Annotated in this window: 21 protein-coding genes; 9 read left to right on the forward strand and 12 right to left on the reverse strand. The window is 46.2% G+C overall.

Annotated elements, in window-relative coordinates; genetic code table 11:
* Positions 1-161: 161 nt before the first annotated feature.
* The 5 genes from ACFFJH_RS08180 to ACFFJH_RS08200 form a co-directional block, all read right to left on the reverse strand.
* The gene (locus ACFFJH_RS08180; RefSeq protein ID WP_390211561.1) at positions 162-509 is read right to left on the reverse strand and encodes a YciI family protein; all 348 of its coding nucleotides are present in this window, start codon (positions 507-509) and stop codon (positions 162-164) included.
* A 51-nt stretch (positions 510-560) separates the two neighbouring features.
* A complete protein-coding gene (locus ACFFJH_RS08185; RefSeq protein WP_390211563.1) occupies positions 561-971 on the reverse strand; it encodes a VOC family protein in 411 nt (136 codons plus the stop codon).
* A gap of 95 nt (positions 972-1,066) precedes the next feature.
* A complete protein-coding gene (locus tag ACFFJH_RS08190; protein WP_390211587.1) occupies positions 1,067-1,420 on the reverse strand; it encodes a DUF1428 domain-containing protein in 354 nt (117 codons plus the stop codon).
* 38 nt (positions 1,421-1,458) lie between these two features.
* Positions 1,459-1,905 (reverse strand): SRPBCC family protein, encoded by a 447-nt coding sequence (locus ACFFJH_RS08195; RefSeq protein ID WP_390211564.1) that lies wholly within the window; start codon positions 1,903-1,905, stop codon positions 1,459-1,461.
* A 241-nt stretch (positions 1,906-2,146) separates the two neighbouring features.
* Entirely contained in the window at positions 2,147-3,472 is a 1,326-nt protein-coding gene (locus tag ACFFJH_RS08200) for an RNA polymerase sigma factor (protein ID WP_390211565.1), read from the reverse strand.
* Positions 3,473-3,704: 232 nt separating this feature from the next.
* On the opposite strand from ACFFJH_RS08200, the gene ACFFJH_RS08205 reads away from it, so the two are divergent.
* Positions 3,705-4,052 (forward strand): GFA family protein, encoded by a 348-nt coding sequence (locus ACFFJH_RS08205; protein WP_390211566.1) that lies wholly within the window; start codon positions 3,705-3,707, stop codon positions 4,050-4,052.
* Positions 4,053-4,220: 168 nt separating this feature from the next.
* Here the strand turns inward: ACFFJH_RS08205 and ACFFJH_RS08210 are convergent, their stop codons facing one another.
* The gene (locus ACFFJH_RS08210; protein ID WP_390211568.1) at positions 4,221-4,748 is read right to left on the reverse strand and encodes a GNAT family N-acetyltransferase; all 528 of its coding nucleotides are present in this window, start codon (positions 4,746-4,748) and stop codon (positions 4,221-4,223) included.
* 285 nt (positions 4,749-5,033) lie between these two features.
* Here ACFFJH_RS08210 and ACFFJH_RS08215 point away from each other — a divergent pair, with 285 nt between their 5' ends.
* Positions 5,034-6,410, forward strand: a complete 1,377-nt coding sequence (locus tag ACFFJH_RS08215) for a lanthionine synthetase LanC family protein (RefSeq protein WP_390211569.1) — start codon at positions 5,034-5,036, stop codon at positions 6,408-6,410.
* 109 nt (positions 6,411-6,519) lie between these two features.
* Positions 6,520-7,779, forward strand: a complete 1,260-nt coding sequence (locus ACFFJH_RS08220; RefSeq protein WP_390211570.1) for a M23 family metallopeptidase — start codon at positions 6,520-6,522, stop codon at positions 7,777-7,779.
* Between the two features lie 132 nt (positions 7,780-7,911).
* Here ACFFJH_RS08220 and ACFFJH_RS08225 read toward each other — a convergent pair whose 3' ends face one another.
* Positions 7,912-8,946, reverse strand: coding sequence for an alpha/beta hydrolase (locus ACFFJH_RS08225; RefSeq protein WP_390211571.1), 1,035 nt, complete (start codon positions 8,944-8,946; stop codon positions 7,912-7,914).
* A gap of 280 nt (positions 8,947-9,226) precedes the next feature.
* Here ACFFJH_RS08225 and ACFFJH_RS08230 point away from each other — a divergent pair, with 280 nt between their 5' ends.
* The 3 genes from ACFFJH_RS08230 to ACFFJH_RS08240 all read left to right on the forward strand — a co-directional run bounded on the left by ACFFJH_RS08230 (position 9,227) and on the right by ACFFJH_RS08240 (position 11,231).
* A complete protein-coding gene (locus tag ACFFJH_RS08230) occupies positions 9,227-9,379 on the forward strand; it encodes a hypothetical protein (protein WP_390211573.1) in 153 nt (50 codons plus the stop codon).
* A gap of 21 nt (positions 9,380-9,400) precedes the next feature.
* Positions 9,401-9,778 (forward strand): hypothetical protein, encoded by a 378-nt coding sequence (locus ACFFJH_RS08235; RefSeq protein WP_390211575.1) that lies wholly within the window; start codon positions 9,401-9,403, stop codon positions 9,776-9,778.
* 76 nt (positions 9,779-9,854) lie between these two features.
* On the forward strand, positions 9,855-11,231 hold the full coding sequence (locus ACFFJH_RS08240) for a TPM domain-containing protein (protein WP_390211576.1): 1,377 nt from the start codon (positions 9,855-9,857) through the stop codon (positions 11,229-11,231).
* Between the two features lie 30 nt (positions 11,232-11,261).
* On the opposite strand, the gene ACFFJH_RS08245 is transcribed toward ACFFJH_RS08240, so the two are convergent.
* The 4 genes from ACFFJH_RS08245 to ACFFJH_RS08260 form a co-directional block, all read right to left on the reverse strand.
* On the reverse strand, positions 11,262-12,068 hold the full coding sequence (locus ACFFJH_RS08245; protein WP_390211577.1) for an acyl-CoA thioesterase: 807 nt from the start codon (positions 12,066-12,068) through the stop codon (positions 11,262-11,264).
* Positions 12,069-12,195: 127 nt separating this feature from the next.
* Positions 12,196-12,399 carry a LytTR family DNA-binding domain-containing protein gene (locus tag ACFFJH_RS08250; protein WP_390211589.1) on the reverse strand — a complete coding sequence of 68 codons (204 nt, stop codon included), beginning with the start codon at positions 12,397-12,399 and terminating at the stop codon, positions 12,196-12,198.
* Between the two features lie 68 nt (positions 12,400-12,467).
* A complete protein-coding gene (locus ACFFJH_RS08255) occupies positions 12,468-13,535 on the reverse strand; it encodes a serine hydrolase domain-containing protein (protein WP_390211579.1) in 1,068 nt (355 codons plus the stop codon).
* Between the two features lie 296 nt (positions 13,536-13,831).
* Positions 13,832-14,794: a DUF6624 domain-containing protein gene (locus ACFFJH_RS08260; protein ID WP_390211580.1), complete on the reverse strand. Its 963-nt coding sequence runs from the start codon at positions 14,792-14,794 to the stop codon at positions 13,832-13,834.
* Positions 14,795-15,070: 276 nt separating this feature from the next.
* Between ACFFJH_RS08260 and ACFFJH_RS08265 the strand changes: the two genes are divergently transcribed.
* From ACFFJH_RS08265 to ACFFJH_RS08275, 3 genes are all read left to right on the forward strand, one after another.
* Positions 15,071-15,691, forward strand: coding sequence for a TetR/AcrR family transcriptional regulator (locus tag ACFFJH_RS08265; protein ID WP_390211581.1), 621 nt, complete (start codon positions 15,071-15,073; stop codon positions 15,689-15,691).
* A gap of 309 nt (positions 15,692-16,000) precedes the next feature.
* On the forward strand, positions 16,001-16,807 hold the full coding sequence (locus ACFFJH_RS08270; RefSeq protein WP_390211582.1) for an oxidoreductase: 807 nt from the start codon (positions 16,001-16,003) through the stop codon (positions 16,805-16,807).
* Positions 16,808-16,842: 35 nt separating this feature from the next.
* Entirely contained in the window at positions 16,843-17,850 is a 1,008-nt protein-coding gene (locus ACFFJH_RS08275) for an NADP-dependent oxidoreductase (RefSeq protein ID WP_390211584.1), read from the forward strand.
* A gap of 184 nt (positions 17,851-18,034) precedes the next feature.
* Here ACFFJH_RS08275 and ACFFJH_RS08280 read toward each other — a convergent pair whose 3' ends face one another.
* The gene (locus ACFFJH_RS08280) at positions 18,035-18,502 is read right to left on the reverse strand and encodes a hypothetical protein (RefSeq protein WP_390211586.1); all 468 of its coding nucleotides are present in this window, start codon (positions 18,500-18,502) and stop codon (positions 18,035-18,037) included.
* Positions 18,503-19,357 lie beyond the last annotated feature (855 nt).

Here is a 19,357-nt window from a genome sequence, read left to right on the forward strand (position 1 = left end):
TATGCGTAATCTGGCACTTATGCAGAAATTTTCCTACGGCGATGGCAGGATGAAGGAAATGGAAGCTGAAAATAGCTTGGCTTGCATAACGTCGTATGTGACGTCTGCAAGCCAGAGTGAAGTGATTTAGTTATCGTTTAACTTGATTAATCTGAGTCTTCTTAATTCTGTGTAATACCCAAATCCAATTCCCGTACTGGCCGTACTTCGATACTACCGAATTTAGCAGGTGGGATTTTCGCAGCCAAACTGATCGCCTCATTCAAGTCCTTGGCGTCAATTAAATAAAATCCCGCCAATTGCTCCTTGGTCTCGGCGAAAGGTCCGTCTGTCATCGACATTTGGCCATTCCTTACGCGTACCGTGGTGGCGGTTTGAATCGGGTACAGTGGTTCGGCGGCCAGCATGTGACCGCTTTGAGCTAATTGTTCAGCAAAAGCAAAACAGCTCGTGTCGGGGCAGGCGCTCCAGTTTTCTTCTGAAAGATAGACGAGGCAGAGATATTTCATGTCGGCATTCCTTTTTGCATTGGGTGCTAAGATGCTAGTGGGCTTGGAAGTTTAGCTTCCCGCCATCGCGGCTGGGTCCATCCAAAAAAATTCCCAGACATTTCCATCAGGATCTTGTACCGAACGGCTAAACATAAAACCGTAGTCTTGTGGGGGATTCGGGTCTGCCAGTCCGCCTGCCGTTACTGCGCGATTGACCGTGGCATTGACATCATCTCGACTATCGACGGTCAAGGCGAGTAGCGTGGCACTGGTACTGCGCGCATCGGCAATTGGTCTGCTGGTAAAAGAACTGTATTTGGTGTGCGTCAGTAGCATCACATGGATAGTGTCAGAGAGCACCATACAAGCCGCAGTCTCGTCTGAAAATTGTGGGTTTTTGCTGCCGCCTATGGCGGTGTAAAAGTGAATTGAACTTGCGAGGTCGGTGACTGGCAAATTTACAAAAATCATTTTTGACATAGTGTTTCCTTAAGGCGATTAATTTTTTAAAACTAATTAATTGGTAGCGAAGCTAGGCAAGCTAGTTCAATCTAACTCAATTTACTTTGGTTTGATCAAACTTCTAATAGCATTTCAAAGCCGCCATAAATGAGGCGCTTACCATCAAATGGCATAGGATTCTCTTCAGGTGATAAGCGTGGGTCTTGCATCGCTTTTTCCCAGGCTTGATCACGGATGGCGCGCGATGGCCAGCGTATCCACGAGAATACGATAGTCTCGTCTGCTTTACGCTGTACCGCGAGCGGGAACGAAGTCACTTTACCGTCGGGTACATCGTCACCCCAACATTCAATGACTTGCTCAGCACCATGTTCTTTGAATACACTCGCCGCTAATTTGGCGTAGCTCAGGTATTGTTCTTTATTGGCAGTGGGTACTGCACAGGCGAATCCATCTACATAAGACATCATTGTTCTCCACAAGTAGGTTATGGCGTTTACTAAGATTAACCAGCGATTTCTGGTTCAACGAGTTTTGCTAATTGTTCCAAAGACTCTTGCCATCCCAGATAGCACATCTCTACCGGAATGACTTCTGGAATGCCACTTTGCATTACGTTTAGTTCTGTACCACAAGCGACGGCTTTGAGCGACACGGTGACTAGTAACTCTCCCGGTAGATTGGGATCTTCAAATTTGTCGGTATAGCGTAGCAGTTGACCGGGAATTAGCTCTAGATATTCGCCACCAAAGGCATGGGAGTGACCTGTCGAGAAGTTTTCGAATGACATGCGGAAAGTACCGCCGACTTTGGTATCCATATGGTGGACTGTGCAAGTAAAACCATAGGGTGGAATCCACTTTGCCATGGCTGCCTTGTCTAAAAATGCACGATAAACCTTGTCTGGGTTTGCTTTAAGTACGCGATGAAGTTGAACAGTACCAGTTGCCATGTAAATGTCTCCTAATGATTGATTTAAGTGAGTTTAATGCGATTGAGGCAATGCTTATGCTTTGAAAAGCTTACTTTGCAGCGCGTAAGATGTCAGCCATTTTGTTCCCAATCTACTACTAGTCGAACAGCCTAAACCGAAATCGACATCGGTTTAAAAATATTTTTCATGATGAGTGTGATAGTCAGCGGAAATTGCTGATGGATGAGTAACTGCTATCAGGAACAGTATTAAACCTACATTAAAATTTGCCCATTAGCTCAAGCATTTCTGCAATTCGCTTTTGTAAAAATCGTTGCTCTGCACCTTGTTTGCATAAGGCTAAGGCTTGCTCGTAAGCAAGTCGCGCCTCTTGATAACGCGCTAAACGGCGGTACATGTCAGCTTGGGCTGCGTGCGCTAAATGATACTTTTGCAGTGATTCTTCTTGTAAAAGCGCAGTTACCAAGTGCAAGCCCACAGTCGGGCCCTCGCGCATGGCAATGGCGACGGGGTGATTGAGTGCCACAATCGCCGTAGGTTCAAGTCGAAATAGGGCGTCATACAGACCGACGATCTGCGTCCAATCAGTCGCGGCACTCGACTCTGCTTCTGCGTGCACGGCGGAGATCGCGGCTTGTAGGCTGTAAACGCCGAATTGTCTGGTGCGCAGAGCTTGTTCCGCGAGCGCACATCCCTCGGCGATTTGCTCGGCATTCCATAAACTACGGTCTTGCTCGTCTAGTGGGATTAATTCATGTTGTGCGCTACTTAACTCACTATGCTGCGCGCCAGCATGCAAGTCCCTAGCAGTTTTTACCCGCGCGGCGCGGCGTGATTCATGCAACAACATCAAGGCTAATAGGCCCATAATTTCCGCTTGATCAGGCAATAATTCACGCAGCAAACGCGCCAAGCGAATCGCTTCGTTCGATAATTCACTGCGGGTCAACAAATCGCCATTAGATGCGGAGTAGCCTTCGTTGAACACTAGATAGATCACGCGTAATACGCTATTGATTCGTTCTGGTAATTGCGCTGCGTCTGGCACATGATAGGGAATTCGTGCATCGCGAATTTTGCTTTTGGCACGCACGATGCGTTGCGCCAAAGTCGGCGCAGGTATTAAAAACGCACTGGCAATCTCTTCCGTCGTCAAACCGCATACTTCACGTAGCGTCAGCGCGACTTGGGCATCGAATGCGAGGCTAGGGTGACAGCAGGTGAACACCAAACGCAATCTATCGTCTTCCAGCGCTATTTGTTCTTGCAATGCATCCCAGTTAGGCGTCTCGTCGGCGACGTTTTCCGCGAATTGCGCGTTATCATCCCACGCGCTAAAACGCTGATTACGACGTATGCCATCAATGGCCTTGAAGCGTCCCGCTGATACCAGCCAAGCTTGTGGATTGGTGGGTATGCCTTGTGTCGGCCATTTTTCTATTGCTGTTCTAAATGCCTCGTGCAGCGCTTCTTCTGCTAAATCAAAATCGCCCAGCAGCCGCACTAAGGTCGCAAATATGTGACGTGAAGAGCGTCGGTAAAGTTGCTCAATTGTGTGTGAGATGTCGTCGTCGGAAGTCTGCATAGGGTGAGCGAGGCAATAAGATAAGCAAATATTATCAGGGCAAGTGAGTTTTTGAGATGTAAAACTAAGTGCTACTAATTTAGCTGCATGTTGGCTCTTTTGAAGATGAATAAAGTGTACAGAGAGCTGGTTGTGAAAACATGACTAGTCAATGGAGGCAATTGCTGGCAAACTAATTTTGCGCTTTGCATGTACTTAATCACGACAGCTTAAACCAAAAGGAGAACCGAGTATGCAATATCATGGAAGCTGCCACTGCGGCAATATTCAATTTGACGTCGAAGGTGAATTAAAACACGCCACGGCTTGCAATTGTTCGATCTGCCAACGCAAAGGAACTTTGCTCTGGTTCGTTGGTGCTGACCAAGTGAAGTTGCTCACGCCACGTGAAAAAATCACCACCTACACATTTAATAAAAAAGTGATTCAACATCAATTTTGTCCAGTATGTGGCGTCGAGACCTTCGGTGAAGGTAAAGATCCTTCAGGTAACGCGGTATTTGCCATTAACATCCGCTGTTTGGAAGGAATTGATCCTTTGGCGGTGCCTAGCGATTTGTATGATGGTAAGGCGATTTAAGCTGAACTAGGCCGGTCTCTTTCGTCCTGCTTTATCCAAAACGGAAGGGCAGGATGGAGTTAAAACGCTAGTGATTGTAGCTGGCGAATGCAGTGGCTATTACGGCAATTCATGCAAAATGGATTTAGCTCTGGCTTTTCCAATCGCGAGCACGATATCTTTTGCCAGTTACCACACATCACAAGGACGCCAATCGGTTTCCAAATCTTGGTACAAGGAGAGTGTAGTTGGCGCGTGCGGTAAGCGGTAAATCATGACCTTTTCGTCCGGTGTTGCAATCCGTTTTCTACCTTTTAAGTAAGCTAGCTTTCCTTGCCACATTTCCCAGCCAGAACGAGCATAAAAATCAGGTTCAGAAGGTGACAGCGCGGCAATCTCGAAGTCGGACAAATGCGCTGGAAGCGCTTGCATAATTTGACTGCCTAAGCCACGGCTTTGATGTTCGATCGGCACCGCCACCGCCTCAATATAAGCACATTTCATCGCGACTCTATCTTTGCCTAGACGTAATTCGCGCTCGACCCACGCAGCATGCGCGCGTAGCTCGTCATCTTCAAATCCTAATACATGCATAGCATTGCCCAGCTCCGCAAGATACGGTGTGAAGTCCTCTTCGTAGGCATCGCAACACAGTTCAAGAATAGCGGTTTTCAAGCTGGCACTGAGTTCTTGATGGTGCAGGATTTGAATTTTCATGGATGGGGTCATTGATGTTGGGTGCCTGATGAGCGTCGGGGTTATTGTGAGCTTGAGATAGGTTTGAGATGGGTGCTGGATTTGATGATTTCAATGGGACGATAAGACTGTCTTTTTGCGCTGTATTTGATCTGGTATTTGAACCCGTATTTGACACTAAAAAGTACATGATTCTTTCTAGTAAAGAGGTGTATTGGGATACTATTTGTTATAAATTAAAAATCTAATTTGATATATTTAGTTTTATTTTATATATTCATGTTTTTTGCGAATAAGGACATGCGCATGCATTCTTCGATTTACTCTTTCCGTCTAAGCATCATCAGTATTTTGTTAAGCATCAATCTGGTTGCCTGTGGCGGCTCTGGTGGAGCGAGTAGTAACTCAAGTCCAGCCTCCAATCCAACTTCCACTAATCCGACTGGGAGCGTGGACAATCCGCTGGGCCCAATTCTCCCGGGTGCGCCAGCCAATACCGATCTTGAACGTTCAATGGCAATCGCAGCAGGGATCTTGGCGCGTCAGCAGCCCGATGGTTCTTGGCTGTTCGATAATGAAGGTAAATTGACGACCTTGACGGATGCTTACCAAGGACAGGCTGGCATTTTGCAGTTTCTTTGCTTGCTATATCAACGCAACTCAGATCCTATACTTCGTCGTTCGATAGAGAACGGCGCTAATTGGTTGAAGAATCAAAATATTGAGCAAATTGGTCCCTCTTTGTTCTCTGGTCAAGCAGGGGTTGCCTACGTGTACCTGACTCTTGCAGATACTTTGCATTCCGTAGAATGGCGCACGCTCGCAATTCGTATTGCAGAAAAAATTCAACACGATCAGACCCAATTATCTGGGCCGGGTGACATGATCAGTGGGCATATCAGCAGCGGATTATTTTTCTTGAAGCTGTACTCGGTTACACAGGAGCAGCGTTGGTTATTGGTCGCTAGGGATATTGCCGATCAGAGCTTAAGTAAGGCCGTAAAAACCTCAAACGGTTTGCATTTTGAAACGGACATCGGCGGTGGTAAGCGCGTAACTTATCCCGGCTTTGCTCACGGTTCTGCTGGCGCAGGCTATTTTTTACTCGCCTTGAGTCAGCAATTGCAATCGAGTTCAGATTCGGCAATACGTCAAATGAGTAGTCGTTACAGCCAGTCTGCCAAAGAAATAGCGCAGTGGCTGCGCTCAATTGCTCTGAAAAACAACGAGCTAATTAATTGGTATCGACGTGACCCAGACCAACTCAGCACATTGCAAAATCAATGGTGTCATGGCGCACCAGGGATAGGTTTGTTTTTCACTAAATTGTATGAAGTCAGTGGCGATCCTGCCGATCTGCAAATGGCGATCGAGGCTGCAAAAACGGTGACGAAATTGAGCCATACCGGAACAAGTCTATGTCATGGCCTGACCGGCAACGCGCAACTGTATTTGCGTCTATATCGTCTCACTGGCGATGCAAGTTATCTGCAACAAGCGCGAACAACAGCAGATCAATTGTGGGCAAGTCGCAATACCCAATTACATTACCCCAGTTGGATGGGCGAGGATGGCTCACAACGCATACACAACGCGAGTTTGATGACAGGAAATGCAGGTCGCGCTTATTTCTTTTTACAAATGGATGCGCCACAACAATTGGCGATGCCATTTTTGGAATAGCCTACCGTTAGTCATTGCAATTTGCGACAAACCGCCATGCAATCTAACCATATAAATAATTACGAAGAAAATATTTGAAAAAGTACGTAAAAAGAACATGAAAAATTTGATGATGAAAAATATGATCGCTGATCAAGCCAAGAATAAATTTGTTTTATCTATCCTGAAAAAAATCACTAGCAACTTCGGTGCAACCCAATTGACTGGTATCGCTGTACTTACCGCTGGACTTTTGTTGTCGGCCTGCGGTGGCGGCGCGTCATCGAGCTCTTCAAGTCCTGCATTACCCAACAATCCCAGCACAGGAAATGATTTGCCGCCTATTCCTACCGTAGCGCCAACTTATCTAGTGGCACCACCAAGTGGGAAACTACCATTTCCTCAACACGCACCCAATATGACAGCAACGCAATATGAGCAAATGCGATCTAGCTTATGGGTCTTAAACAATTTTGGTATGTATCAAGGCAGCGATGACGGGCGAAGTAGTATGTATTTACACGACGGCTTAGATTTTATGTTGCCGGACGGTAGCCCGGTGTACGCAGTTCGGACAGGTGTGATTCGCGATATTAGCGGTGACATTATTACCGTGGATGATCCAGCCAAGCCGGACACAGGATGGCAAATGGCACACTTAGTAGTCGATCCTCGACTAAAAGTCGGCACGCAAGTTTGGCAAGGCCAGTATGTCGGGAGCATATTGAAAGGGAATTCTCATACCCATTTTAATTACGTACAACGGTCTGCAAATGGCTCATGGTTCCGCGATACGATCTCACTTTATCCAAATCATTTATTCACACTCCCAGACGAACAAAAGCCTGAGTTTAATAGCGGATTGCGCTATTTCAAGAATGCGAGTGAAGTGGAAATCAATCCCAGCCAAGGCATTTATGGCAAAGTCGATATCGTCCTTGCCATGCGCGACTTGAGCCCAAATCATCCAGCCAATTATGTGAGTCGAAGCGCGCCAGCAAAATTTGAGATTCGTGTCAGTGATTTACAAGGCCAATTAAAATGGCAGCATCAATCACAGCTTCAAAATATTCAGTTGACGCCACCATTTTTGGGTGACGCGAACACAGCAAAAGTCGAAGCGAATTTGTTATTTAAACGCCCCGATTTGCTAGAGACTGGCTCGTGGACCAAAAAAGCGTATTTGTGGTGGGTATTAACAAATTTGCCGGATCATGCGGCACCGCAAAAAATTAGTGCGCGCGATGAAGATTTGTCGTGGGATACCACCGCCAAAAATTCGCAAGGCGGCGCTGTATTTCCAAATGGACTGTATTCTGTCACTATCATCGCAAGCGACCAGAATGGCAATGTCGGACAATTACAAGAAACCGTTCGTATCAATAATTAAGCTGATTCAACAAGTAATAAACGACTTCATTAAACTAGATGCTGAATCGGGAAATACATTTATCCATTCAGCATAAGGCTTGCTCAACAACGTATTGTCTGCGTCCAAAAAAAGTATACCCAATGTTTTTTCCTAGTCTATCTTCGCTGGAGTGGCAGGTAATACGTCCAACTCGCGCAACCAGTTTTCAACCAATTTAGGCCAAGTAGAAATCGGATGCGAATTGTTACGCAAACCGAATGCATGGCCACCTTTCGCGAAGAGATGTACTTCGCTATTTACGCCTGCGTCACTCAGTGCTTTTGCATACACCGTACTATTACAAATCTTATCGACTGGGTCATCCCAAGCTTGCAGTAAAAACGTCGGTGTTGTCTGCTTGGTCACTGGTAAGCTTGGATCTAATTTGTCGCCCGCACGGCAGAGGTGGCCGGGATATAGTGCAATCGCAAAGTCAGGGCGACTGCTGAGTTGGTCGGCAGCGTCAATTGCCCGATAGCTGGATTTAAAGATGTTGCTGGTCTGCGCCACTAAATATCCACCCGCAGAAAATCCGATCACACCAATTTTGTTGGAATCAATATGTAATTCCTTGGCTTGAGCGCGGACTAGGCGAATCGTACGTTGCGCATCTTGCAGTGCTAGCGGCACTTTGGGCATGATATGGCAACGGCAATCCTTGTCCCAATAATGATTGCCTTTTGGTACGCGATATTTCAACAGTACACAAGTCATACCTTGCGCTGTCACCCAGTCGCATATTTCTGTACCTTCTAAATCGATCGCGAGAATACGAAAACCACCACCCGGAAACACCACAATCGCCGCTCCCGTGTTGGGCGTCTTGGGCGGGTATATCGTCATCGTCGGTTGCGTGACATCGAGCACTTGGGTGTAGTTGCGATGCAAAGCGACGCTCGGCGGCGTCATCATCTGGGTCGATTCAGCCGGATAGTCTCGCTTGGGCATATCAGGTGCTCCATGTGGCCATAGTGGTATTTGCCTTAGTCCTGCTGGAGCTTGCCACGCTGTACTTATTGCTTGTATTTCCTGTTGTAGCTGTTGTTCTACTTTGGGTTTAGTGGATCTAGTTTGATCGCGCTCTACAGCAATAGACTGTGAGGTTATGGATATTAGTAAGACGCTTAAGATGATGGAAATTCGCATTCGGGACTACTTTTCAAAAGGATAGGATTAAGGGGAAATTATAGTGGGAAGTGATTAAGTGTTTTTCAATCCTCACACTATAAATTCGTGCAATAAATTCACTCGACGAACTAACGCTATCAAATCACGCTATCAACTTAAATCGTTTCAAAATTTAATTTGTCATTTAGCGCTATGATGCCGTATGGTTCACAGTAGCATGCTGACATCCTCACGAATCTTAGAAAAGTATGTGCGGCATGATGTTTTTTTCGGATATTCAGTTCAAGAAGGGCAGCTTATGAAAATGCTTCAAGGTTTAATACTGACATGCGCTCTGAGCTGTCTAGGGCAAGTCAGTCATGCGCAAAATTTGACGACGGAACAAGCATACGCCGCGATCCCGCATGCGCGTACGGTGTTTAACGTCGAGCAGTCCAAACTGACAAGTTAACAAAAGGATGACCTCAAGCGCTTGTTTGTATTGAGTGATCAAGGCGTCGTGTTAAAAGTGGAAGCGATGCGTGCGTTTCAAGCGGGTGATAAAGCGCGTCTCGATTATTTTGTGCAAAGGTACACGCTTTTAATCAAAGGCATGCAGGATCTCGCGATTCCTAGCGAATTAACAGCGGCACGTAATTTGATCGTCGCCGCGGTACAAGATCATCAACGATTCTATGTGCGCAAACAGCAAGAGATAGGTCGACAAGCATGGAGTTTAAGTAGCGAGGCACAGCAAGCTAGCCAAAAATTACATCAAGCCTACGCCGATCTGCTGAAACAATATCCTCAAGAAAATGCGAATAACCGACAAGCATTTTTTGACTATCTGTGCGCACTGGATTTTCTATGATACGTCTTGTTTCGGATAGACGGCTGTTGCTCATAGCATTGGGGGGGGAGCGCTCACGGCGGCGCTAGGATTTGTCGTGCTTAAGACGACTTATTTGTCATCACCAACGCAGGTTAATTCGGATCTTAAGTTTCCGGCAGACGGTTTTATTAACAGCTCCAACGATCATCAATACGATAGGGCGCTACGTAGTTCACTACGTTTTTTTCAAGAACGGACGCGTATTCGCTTGGGATTGATTCTGCAAGATCATTTGCCGACAGGGATGACTATTGAGCAGCAAGCGGCGCAGCGCTTTGCTGCGCTTGGATCTGGCAAGCAAGCAGCCTTGCTTCTGATTTGGTCAGAGCAAGAGCATCTATTTAAGATCGAAGTCAGTTATCAATTGGAAGGCGTGTTTCCTGATGTCTTATGCCGCCGATTAGAGCAAGCCGCACGCACTTTTATGCTCTCGTCTGCGCCATTCGCCAAACGTGATTTTTTGACTGAAATCATCGTGACCATGGGCATTGATTATTTAGATTTTCAAAAGAGTGGCCAAGTGCATGAGATGGCGGTTCCTAGTCTGTCGCCTTTAGCAGCTATGAGTCAACACTTTTCTGGCGGTGCGGGTATCGTTGGACGTGATTGCACTGCGAGCTTGGAACAGGTGCAATCGGCAGTGCCAGCTTTGTCAGTCGAACTTGAGCATAGCATGCAGCCTGATTCATCGCTGAATGTGGTATTGCAACGCTATCTCGATTCATTGCGCTTAGGCATAGGTTCACCGCGCTTGCCCTTATTGAGTGAGGGGAGTCAGTTTTTCCGTATGAATAAACCGCATACGGCTGCCTATTTGCAACGTATGCATCGCTACTATCAAAAATCGATGCCGTATCAGATTTTGCAAAATGAAGATTGGGCGGTAGTGAAATTTCCTATTGGTTCGCCAGTGCAACCCATACTCATGCGTAAAAATGCGGCAGGAGTATGGTTGGTCGATGAGGCAAAAGCTTGGGCTTATTTTCATCTATATGAAGATGGCAGCAGTCACGCAAAATTTAATTCTGGGCCATTTGCATTTGCATGGCGCGATCAGAGCTCGGTGTATTACGATCGAATTGTGCCGCCTAATTTACATGATCATATGAGCGACACAATTACCATCATGCAGCGCTTACAAGCTGCCGAAGCGCGCATTAAACAGCATCCACAAGATGCTCAAGCCTATCAAGATGTAGCAGAAATTCTTCAGTTTGATATGTATTGGATACAAGCAGCCGCAACGATGTACGAAAAAGCTCTGTCGTTAGCGCCGCAAAAAAACGAGTTGCACTGGCGCTTAATCGACATCTATGCGAACACCACGGATATCGACGCCGAAGAAAAACATTACCTAGCGTTACTCAAAAGCACTCCAGACGATGCGCTGCTCAAGGACTATTATGCTTGGTTTAAGAAAAACTATGGATGAATACGAAGCGCTGTATTCATCACCTCAGTCTTAAGCAAACACCGTCACTGTCTGACGACTAATCGCGACTAATTGACCACGTTCATTCCAAACCTCGGCTGCAATGTGACCGTAGCCGTTGTGCGCTGCATCCGTATGTGCGCGGTATTGCCACCATGGATTAGCTTGTTGTGACAAGGCTGCCTCATCTACGCTTGGAAATTCCAAAGTCCACGTCAAGCTGCTGGCAGGATTGGGGCGGTCTAGCATTTGTAGAATGGCTGGTGGCCACGCGTCTATGAGTGCAATTAAACTCAACAGTGGCGCACATGCAGCACTCACTTGCGCACGATCATTCCACCGCATCCAACCATTGATGTGTGACTTGGATGAGGCGCTGAATGGCAAATCACAATCGGTGTAAAGAAAGTCAATTTTGCGCGTGAATTCGGGAATGATTCCGTCGATATACGGGAAGGACAAGCCATCTTTGATCTCACCAATATTCGGCGCAGCCTCACTAGCGACGACGACTTGCGAACTACGTGCCACACCAAAACTGGCGAGCGCGCTTACGACAACTTTACCTTGTTGCAGTAAGTGACATTGCATTTGTGTGACTGATTTTCCCGCGCGTAGCACCTCAGCTTTAAATTCAACTTCACCTACTTCGACCGGCGCGACAAATGAAATCGTCAGAGCGCGTAGCTTGGCATCACCGCTCAGGCGTGTTTGCATATGTGCGACCGCAAGAGCTGCCAAAATACCGCCAAAAATGGCGCGGCCTTGGCCCCAGCCAGATTCCATCATCACGACAGAAGATTGCTCGGCTTGTACTAACATCGTTTCAAAACTCATTAAAATCTCTCTCGGTAATCGTCGATTGATGAAAGGATGGTGCGAATTTTCAGTAAGGCAGCCAAATAGAACTTGCGATCAAAAAGTGAGTTTAGCAAATTTCTGCCAACAGAGTCGGCGCGCCAATTTAATTGGATTCCCTGAATAGATAGCCAAAGCTTCTGCTTACCGTTAAGCGTTCGGTACAATTTTTTAGACTCACTTCCAAGCGTTCAATATCGATTCGCTCTGCCGATTCAATCGCGTGTGCATTCACCACGGTGCCGCGATGAATTTGCCAGAAAATTTCTGGATCGAGCATCTCAATTAAATCTTTGAGTGCGGTACGAATTAATCGATGGGCTGTGGAGTAGGTGAGCTACTAATTCCGATGTTTTGAAAAAAAGTTAATTAATTGACCTATGGTTTTAATTTTTGCTTGAGTGTCGGTAGAATTTCGCCCGCGATTAAATCCGCAATCCGCTTTGGATTTGCCTGTGATCGGTTAGTCAGCACTATCACACACAATTGATCATCCACATATCTGCTGATTTGCGTGGTGAAGCCTTGCCACGCTCCTCCATGCTCTATATTTCTGTGGTCATTCGTCGTTGATAAAAACCATCCGTAACCGTAATCAGAACGTGTGCCATTGTTCAACTTTACGGGCGTCCAACTGAGATTTTTTTCCTGTGCAGTTAAGGGGAAATCTTGGTAAAGCGCAAGATCCCACAAGGCCAGATCATGCGCTGTTAAATACAGGCTGCCATCCGCAGTTCGATTTAATGCTGGAGACACCCAAGCTTGATTTTTCCATTCACCATCGACCAGATCATAGCCAGCGGCACGGTGAGAAATAATCGTTCGTTCATCGATGATGCGCGTCTGCATGCCCAGCGGTTCAAATATGCGCTGACGCAACTGATCACCATAAAACTGTCCGCCAACTTTATTCGCGATAAAACCCAGCATGTGATAACCCATATTCGAATACAACCACTTTTCTCCTGGTTTGAATAACATGGGGACGGTGGCTTCTAGTTCGATTAGGGCTTGGTCGGTATAGTTCTTTTCAAAATCTAAGATGCGGTAGGGATCATCTAAGCCCGATGTATGTGTGAGTAACTGATGGATCGTAATATTTTGCCATTCAGGCGGTAGCTTATCGAGATACTTGTCAATCGTAGCATGCAAGTTGAGCTTGCCATCACGTGCTAGTAAAAGGATCAGTGCCGCAGTGAATTGCTTGCCGACAGAACCTGATTGAAATATCGTCTGCGGACTGACTTTGACTTGATGCTCGAGATTGGCGTAACCGTAGCCTTCCTCTTTGATTATTTTTCCCTTGTGTACGATCGCGATGCTAACGCCAGGAATTTTTTGTCCTTGCATTTCACTCAGCACCAAGGTGTCAATCGTGTCGGCGTGAACCAAATTCGTGATCACTAGCGAGTTTAATATCGCGATAATCAATACCATGAATTTCATTTAGTCTCCTTCTTGTGATGCCCAGTTTCTTTGGTATGCAATAAGCCGAATAATGGCACATCTTACTCTTCAATTGATATGGGCTTGATGGTGAAGCAAGTAAATAGTTTTTTCAACAAAGCTCAGTAAATTAAGCTCAATAAATAAAGCTGCTCATACATGAGCACTCTACGACTCAAAAGACGTGTGGATATCGATGCACTCTAAGCATAATTGTCGTTAAAGTTCTTGCTTTCCATGAGCTTAGAAGTTTGATGTGCAACACGATTCTGCTTGAAGGATTTGCCTAGCCGAATTTATTTCTTTGTTTTCTGTTCCTTCAGCTCGTCTTCCGCTAACGATCTCTTGTAACTTTCTAGATCCCAAGTGAGGTTCCAATTCTGTAGATAATCGGCGATAGGTCCTAGTCCAACCGCAGCGCGACGCTCATCGAGGCGACCGGGGTCTTCAACTGGCATCAATTTGGTGATGCCATCGATTGTTTGTAATTGGCTGCCATATATCTGTTTCTTTCCTAAGCCGAAGGCGAGATAGCGGTCTTCGAGCAAAGCTAGACTGGATGCACTGGCTTTTTTCTCTTGGACTGCTTTACGCATCATAGGAAGATATTTTTCCCACACTGCTTTATTCGCGTGTTGAACGACTAAGAACAAGGCAGAGCTTGCTCTTTCACCCACCTGTTCAGGACCTAGCCAGCCCTTGCTATCTAAAATTTGGGCGACACGTTTCAAGTTAGCCGCGTCAAGTCGTTCAATCTCATCCCAAGTTGCTTTGACTTGTTCAGAATTTTCACCATGTTGTTTGATGATCGCATCGATATTGGTTCGCAGTTTTTGATCTGAGATAAAGATGTCTTCTAGCTCTTTTTTGAGCGCGTGATCATAATTTTTCTCACGTGCTGCAAGTTTGGTCTGTAGCTTGTCGAGCATGATTGGCCACTTAGGGCGATCATGTAAAGATTGCAGATCGGTATCTGTCTTCAAGTGATCGATATTCCACCAATTTTTGTCTATCGATTTATTCAGCCAAGCGAACGCTAGGTCATGCTGACCAGCAAGTGCCGCAGCGCAGGCTGCATCGTAGTATTCACCACGATCTGCATCTTTCTTTGCAAATACCGCTTGAAAAACTTTGATTGCTTCGGCATAAGATTTTTGATCTAACAGGCGTTTCGCTTGGCTCATGGTGGCGATCTCTTGCTGCGCCAAACAAGGAAAGCTGAGTGCCAGTGAAATAATAAAAAACAATATCTTGAACATGAATTACTCCAATCACTTGAATTGAAAAAGGGGAAGAAGGCGATTTGAACGACGCATTGATTTTGTATTTTTGCCCTTGTCAATTACTAGCTTTTTAGTGAAGTGATTTTATCAGAATAAATTTTAATTTATATAAATTCATGTTGAGCTAGCGTTTCTGTTTCCTTAGTTTTTTCTGCAAACTTAGTGGCTCAAGTGTTTTGTAGGTGTTTTTCAATATAAGTAAGTGGTTTGGATATACTCACTGCATTCAAGCATATTTAATTTGTCTGTGATATGATGATCATCATGAAAAATAAATCAAGCCGTTCTTCAAGTAATTCAACTACGCAATCTCGCAAAGAAGCGAGTCACGAACGTATTGTTGAAGTCGCATCGCGCGCGATTCGGCGTAGTGGCTACGATGGCACTGGCGTGGCAGATATTATGAAGGAAGCCGGCCTGACACATGGCGGCTTTTATGCACACTTTCCTTCGCGTGATGCTTTGTTGGCGGAAGCGGCGGATCGTGCTGGTGCGGAGTCGGTGGCGATCGCGGCGCGGATTGCTTCGGCAGCACCATCGGGCGAGGCATTGCAGCACATTATGCAAGCCTATTTGTCCGATGAGCATATGCAGTTGATTGAGACTGGTTGCCCAGTGTCTGCACTAGGTTCTGAGATGCCGCGTCAAGCGCCTGAGGTACGTTGTGTGGCGACTGCGCATATCAAAGAGATGATTGATTTGATCGCCAGACAGATGCCAGATTGGGGACAGTCTGCAGCCCATGAAAGAGCGATGCTGTTGCTGTGTAGTTTGATTGGTACCACGATTGTTTCACGCGCAGTGGATGATCCCAAGTTGTCTGCGGCAATGCGTCAAGCCGCACTTAAGCATTTGGCTGTGCTTGAGAGATAGAGCAAGAAAGTGAATGAAGTGAGCGGATGAAGTGAATAGATGAAGTAAGTAGGCGAAGCAAATAGAAGATTCAAATTCAGGATCTAAATAGAAGATCTAAATAAGAGATTCAGGTCTAAGAATCTCATTTTTTTAAATTTAAATATGACGATCATCATATTTTAAATGGTTTTAATGATCAACTAAGTAGTTTTTGAAAAATGCCTCAATTAATGAAGTATAGGGTTTACGAAAATTGCGCTAGCTAGGCGACAGCAACGACGTTAGCGTCTGTTTTGCGTAAGACCCAAAGAAATAAAGGAATTCAACATGTACAAACAAATAGCTTTGGTCACAGGTGCTTCATCTGGTATTGGTGAAGCAGTCGCAAAACAACTCACTGCTTCGGGCTATACCGTGTATGGCACCAGCCGTCATGGCGCAAAAGGCGGGCAACGCCCATTCGCTATGCTGAGCTTGGATGTCACTGACGATGCGTCGGTACAGCAAGCGGTTGATGCTGTGATACAGAAAGAAGGGCGCATCGACTTGTTGGTGAATAACGCTGGATTTGGTATCGCACCTGCCGGTGCAGAAGAAAGTTCTTTGGCACAAGCGCAGTCGCTGTTCGACACCAATTTTTTGGGTGCTGTACGGATGACACGCGCTGTATTACCGCATATGCGTCGCCAGCGTGCTGGTCGGATCATTCATATCGGTTCGGTGTTGGGATTCTTACCAATGCCGTATGGTGCACTCTACTCAGCAAGCAAACATGCGATCGAAGGTTATTCAGAATCACTCGATCATGAAATTCGCCAGTGGGGCATCCGTTCTATCGTGGTTGAGCCTGCATACACCAATACGGCATTTGGTGCGAATGTGGTGGAAGGTGATGCTTTACTGGACGACTATCACGAAGTGCGTACTGCCGTCGATGCGCACCTCAGAGTGGTATTGGCAAGTGCCGATAGCCCAGAGCTAGTCGCGCAAATTGTCCTTAAGGCTGCGCAGGCACGCAAACCTAAATTACGTTATACCGCAGGCCTGATAGCGGCGCGCTTACGCTTATTGCGCAACTACGCACCAGCAGCATTGCTCGACGCAGGCTTACGCAAAGATTTGCGGTTAGCTTAATTCAGACTACCTATATCTCATTTAGAAAGCACAATATGAAAGCACTTGTCCTCAAACGCTATGGCAAAAATCCAAGCTTGGAGTTTGCCGAACTGGCTCGTCCAGCGATCAAATCGAATGAAGTACTGGTTCAAGTTCATGCTGCGGGCATTAACCCAATCGACAACATGATCCCAAAAGGCATGTTCAAACCGATACTCAAGTTTCAGCTTCCTGCCGTCATGGGCAGTGATCTAGCTGGCGTCGTGGTGCAAGTGGGCGGTGCTGTGCGGAATTTCAAGGTGGGTGATCCGGTATTCGCCAGTGTTTTCGATATGGATAGAGGCAGTTTTACCGAATACGTCGCGGTACCCGAAAGCGCAGTGGCCCATAAACCGAGCAACATCAGTTTTGTTGAGGCTGCAGCGTTGCCGATGGTCGCGCTGACGGCGTGGCAGGCTTTGTATGAACGGATGCAATTAAAATGCGGTCAGAAGATTTTTATTCCCGCCGGTGCTGGTGGCATCGGCACTATCGCGATTCAATTGGCAAAACAAATCGGTGCCGTAGTTGGCACCACTACCAGCACCGGTAATGTCGAGTTGGTACGTCAACTCGGCGCCGATGAAGTCGTCGATTACAAGAAACAGGAGTTTGAAAATGTCCTACAAGGTTACGACGCGGTATTAGGAACCATGAGAGACGCGGAGCTAGAAAAAACATTCAAGATTCTCGCCCCACGCAGTAATGTGGTCTCGCTGGTTGGTCCGCCAGACGCTAACTTCGCCCGTTCACGAGGTATGAACGTGATCATGCCATTCCTCTTTAGTCTAATCAGCAGCAAGATTCGACGCCTCGCCAAGAGCCATAATGCCAATTATAGTTTTATGTTCGTACGACCAGACGGCCAACAATTAAGCGCCGTCGCTGCGCTACTCGAAGCAGGCAAGATTCGTTCTGTGGTCGATCAAGTATTTGGTTTTAATGATGCGCTACAAGGTTTGGCTTATCTTGAGCAGGGCAGGGCGAAGGGCAAAGTGGTGTTGCAGATGATTGCTGATTAAGATAGGAATTGTGCCATATCAAAATACGATTTCCTGTTTGTTGTTGATATTTTTTGAGGTAACAAAAGAGCTTATTCCTGTAGTACGAAAAGATTACACCTTGCCGAGTTGTGAACTTATCGGACAAGTCCTAGGGGGCACAGCTTCCTCGTGCCCTGGCGTTATCTACGTATCGGCGCTCATGTTAGGGAATGCGACGAAGCTTACGAAGCTTTGCATTCCAAGACTCGATCTGTGTTTTACCTTCCACACCCGTAACGACAATATTTACCAGCCATCCAGAGCGCTCGTAACTCAGGGCAGGATAAGGGCTCACTCCGGTCGGCGGTACTTCGTGAACCGCTTTATCCGCATCGCCAGAAACGGCGATCCACTTGGTACCCGGGGCTGCGGACATCTTTCGCCACATTTCTGAATTCGCTACTGGCAGAGGGCCTGTATCGATCCATACCTTAATACCATTGGCTTTATAGGTGCACGCCTTGCCTATGATTCCAGCTTCTGGCACGCCTGCTGCAAAGTTTTGTCCAAGTTCAGATTTGAGATAATCGGGCGTAAATGGACACTGCGGAACCGTTGCGGACTGCGCGCTTACTGCTAGTAGTAGAGTAACAGAGCCTGCAACAACCGAAATGAATCTTGCTGTTTTCATCTTTGAGTCCTCCATATAATTTGACACCAAACACATTGCCTAAAGCAACTGCATATAAGCTTAAGAAACACAGCTTACAGATGATGCTGAAATTTTCCCTGATTGAGTAAAATTTGATTTTATAAACAACAATGTGCCACAAAGTATCTCAATGAGGCAAGTTCTGTAGGAGTTGCAACCCGCTCTGCCAGATTGGTCAAAATGTGATGGCTGTAATTTGATGCGGGAAAAAATACACCTTAGCGATTACAGATTTTTTAGAGCGATTAAACGCGCAGATGTTTTAATCAACAACTACATGATTCAGACGTCTCAATTCGCTGGCATATAGAGGAGAGATTTATGCACGTTTGCTTCAATCTTTCACATGCACGTGTTGAGATTACTCATGCTTTGATTTTTTTGATTTTGGGTGAGTAGAGTGTAATAGTCGAAGACGTATTGCACCGTCCAGCTGGCAATCGATCAACAGAGAAAAAATTTATTTGTCGATCAAATGATGTAAGAAAAAATTCTTCACCATGAACAAGCATCATACGGAGCAATACGCCTGTGTCTATTGAGACCTTATGAAAGATTGTGCATTGCCGAGTTGGGAATTTATCGGACAGGTCGTAGGGTGGGCAAAGCTTCATCGTGCCCACGCGTTACGGTTGAAAAAGGTGAAAAAGATAAAAAGCGAGGTGAGGTTTTAGTCGGCATACCAAGCAATCCGCGTGGGCACATAAAGCGTGCCCACCCTTGTATCTTAACAGTTCATCCAATCCGTTAGAATTGAATGATTACGATGCAATTATTTGCAGCGTAAAAGTTATTTGGAATTGCTATGGGACGACGAGCCCACCCTTGGGTTTC

Origin of the sequence: Affinundibacterium danionis (genome assembly GCF_042432465.1) — a bacterium.
GTDB classification, from domain to species: domain Bacteria; phylum Pseudomonadota; class Gammaproteobacteria; order Burkholderiales; family Burkholderiaceae_D; genus Undibacterium; species Undibacterium danionis.

What these genes read in the sequence shown, in the direction of transcription:
- ACFFJH_RS08225 (WP_390211571.1), bottom strand. Translation starts at nt 8,946, where the DNA reads ATGCGAATTTCCATCATCTTAAGCGTCTTACTAATATCCATAACCTCA.
- ACFFJH_RS08260 (WP_390211580.1), bottom strand. Translation starts at nt 14,794, where the DNA reads ATGTTCAAGATATTGTTTTTTATTATTTCACTGGCACTCAGCTTTCCT.
- ACFFJH_RS08220 (WP_390211570.1), top strand. Translation starts at nt 6,520, where the DNA reads ATGATGAAAAATATGATCGCTGATCAAGCCAAGAATAAATTTGTTTTA.
- ACFFJH_RS08270 (WP_390211582.1), top strand. Translation starts at nt 16,001, where the DNA reads ATGTACAAACAAATAGCTTTGGTCACAGGTGCTTCATCTGGTATTGGT.
- ACFFJH_RS08185 (WP_390211563.1), bottom strand. Translation starts at nt 971, where the DNA reads ATGTCAAAAATGATTTTTGTAAATTTGCCAGTCACCGACCTCGCAAGT.
- ACFFJH_RS08190 (WP_390211587.1), bottom strand. Translation starts at nt 1,420, where the DNA reads ATGTCTTATGTAGATGGATTCGCCTGTGCAGTACCCACTGCCAATAAA.
- ACFFJH_RS08210 (WP_390211568.1), bottom strand. Translation starts at nt 4,748, where the DNA reads ATGAAAATTCAAATCCTGCACCATCAAGAACTCAGTGCCAGCTTGAAA.
- ACFFJH_RS08215 (WP_390211569.1), top strand. Translation starts at nt 5,034, where the DNA reads ATGCATTCTTCGATTTACTCTTTCCGTCTAAGCATCATCAGTATTTTG.
- ACFFJH_RS08180 (WP_390211561.1), bottom strand. Translation starts at nt 509, where the DNA reads ATGAAATATCTCTGCCTCGTCTATCTTTCAGAAGAAAACTGGAGCGCC.
- ACFFJH_RS08200 (WP_390211565.1), bottom strand. Translation starts at nt 3,472, where the DNA reads ATGCAGACTTCCGACGACGACATCTCACACACAATTGAGCAACTTTAC.
- ACFFJH_RS08195 (WP_390211564.1), bottom strand. Translation starts at nt 1,905, where the DNA reads ATGGCAACTGGTACTGTTCAACTTCATCGCGTACTTAAAGCAAACCCA.
- ACFFJH_RS08280 (WP_390211586.1), bottom strand. Translation starts at nt 18,502, where the DNA reads ATGAAAACAGCAAGATTCATTTCGGTTGTTGCAGGCTCTGTTACTCTA.
- ACFFJH_RS08245 (WP_390211577.1), bottom strand. Translation starts at nt 12,068, where the DNA reads ATGAGTTTTGAAACGATGTTAGTACAAGCCGAGCAATCTTCTGTCGTG.
- ACFFJH_RS08230 (WP_390211573.1), top strand. Translation starts at nt 9,227, where the DNA reads ATGAAAATGCTTCAAGGTTTAATACTGACATGCGCTCTGAGCTGTCTA.
- ACFFJH_RS08275 (WP_390211584.1), top strand. Translation starts at nt 16,843, where the DNA reads ATGAAAGCACTTGTCCTCAAACGCTATGGCAAAAATCCAAGCTTGGAG.
- ACFFJH_RS08255 (WP_390211579.1), bottom strand. Translation starts at nt 13,535, where the DNA reads ATGAAATTCATGGTATTGATTATCGCGATATTAAACTCGCTAGTGATC.
- ACFFJH_RS08205 (WP_390211566.1), top strand. Translation starts at nt 3,705, where the DNA reads ATGCAATATCATGGAAGCTGCCACTGCGGCAATATTCAATTTGACGTC.
- ACFFJH_RS08265 (WP_390211581.1), top strand. Translation starts at nt 15,071, where the DNA reads ATGATGATCATCATGAAAAATAAATCAAGCCGTTCTTCAAGTAATTCA.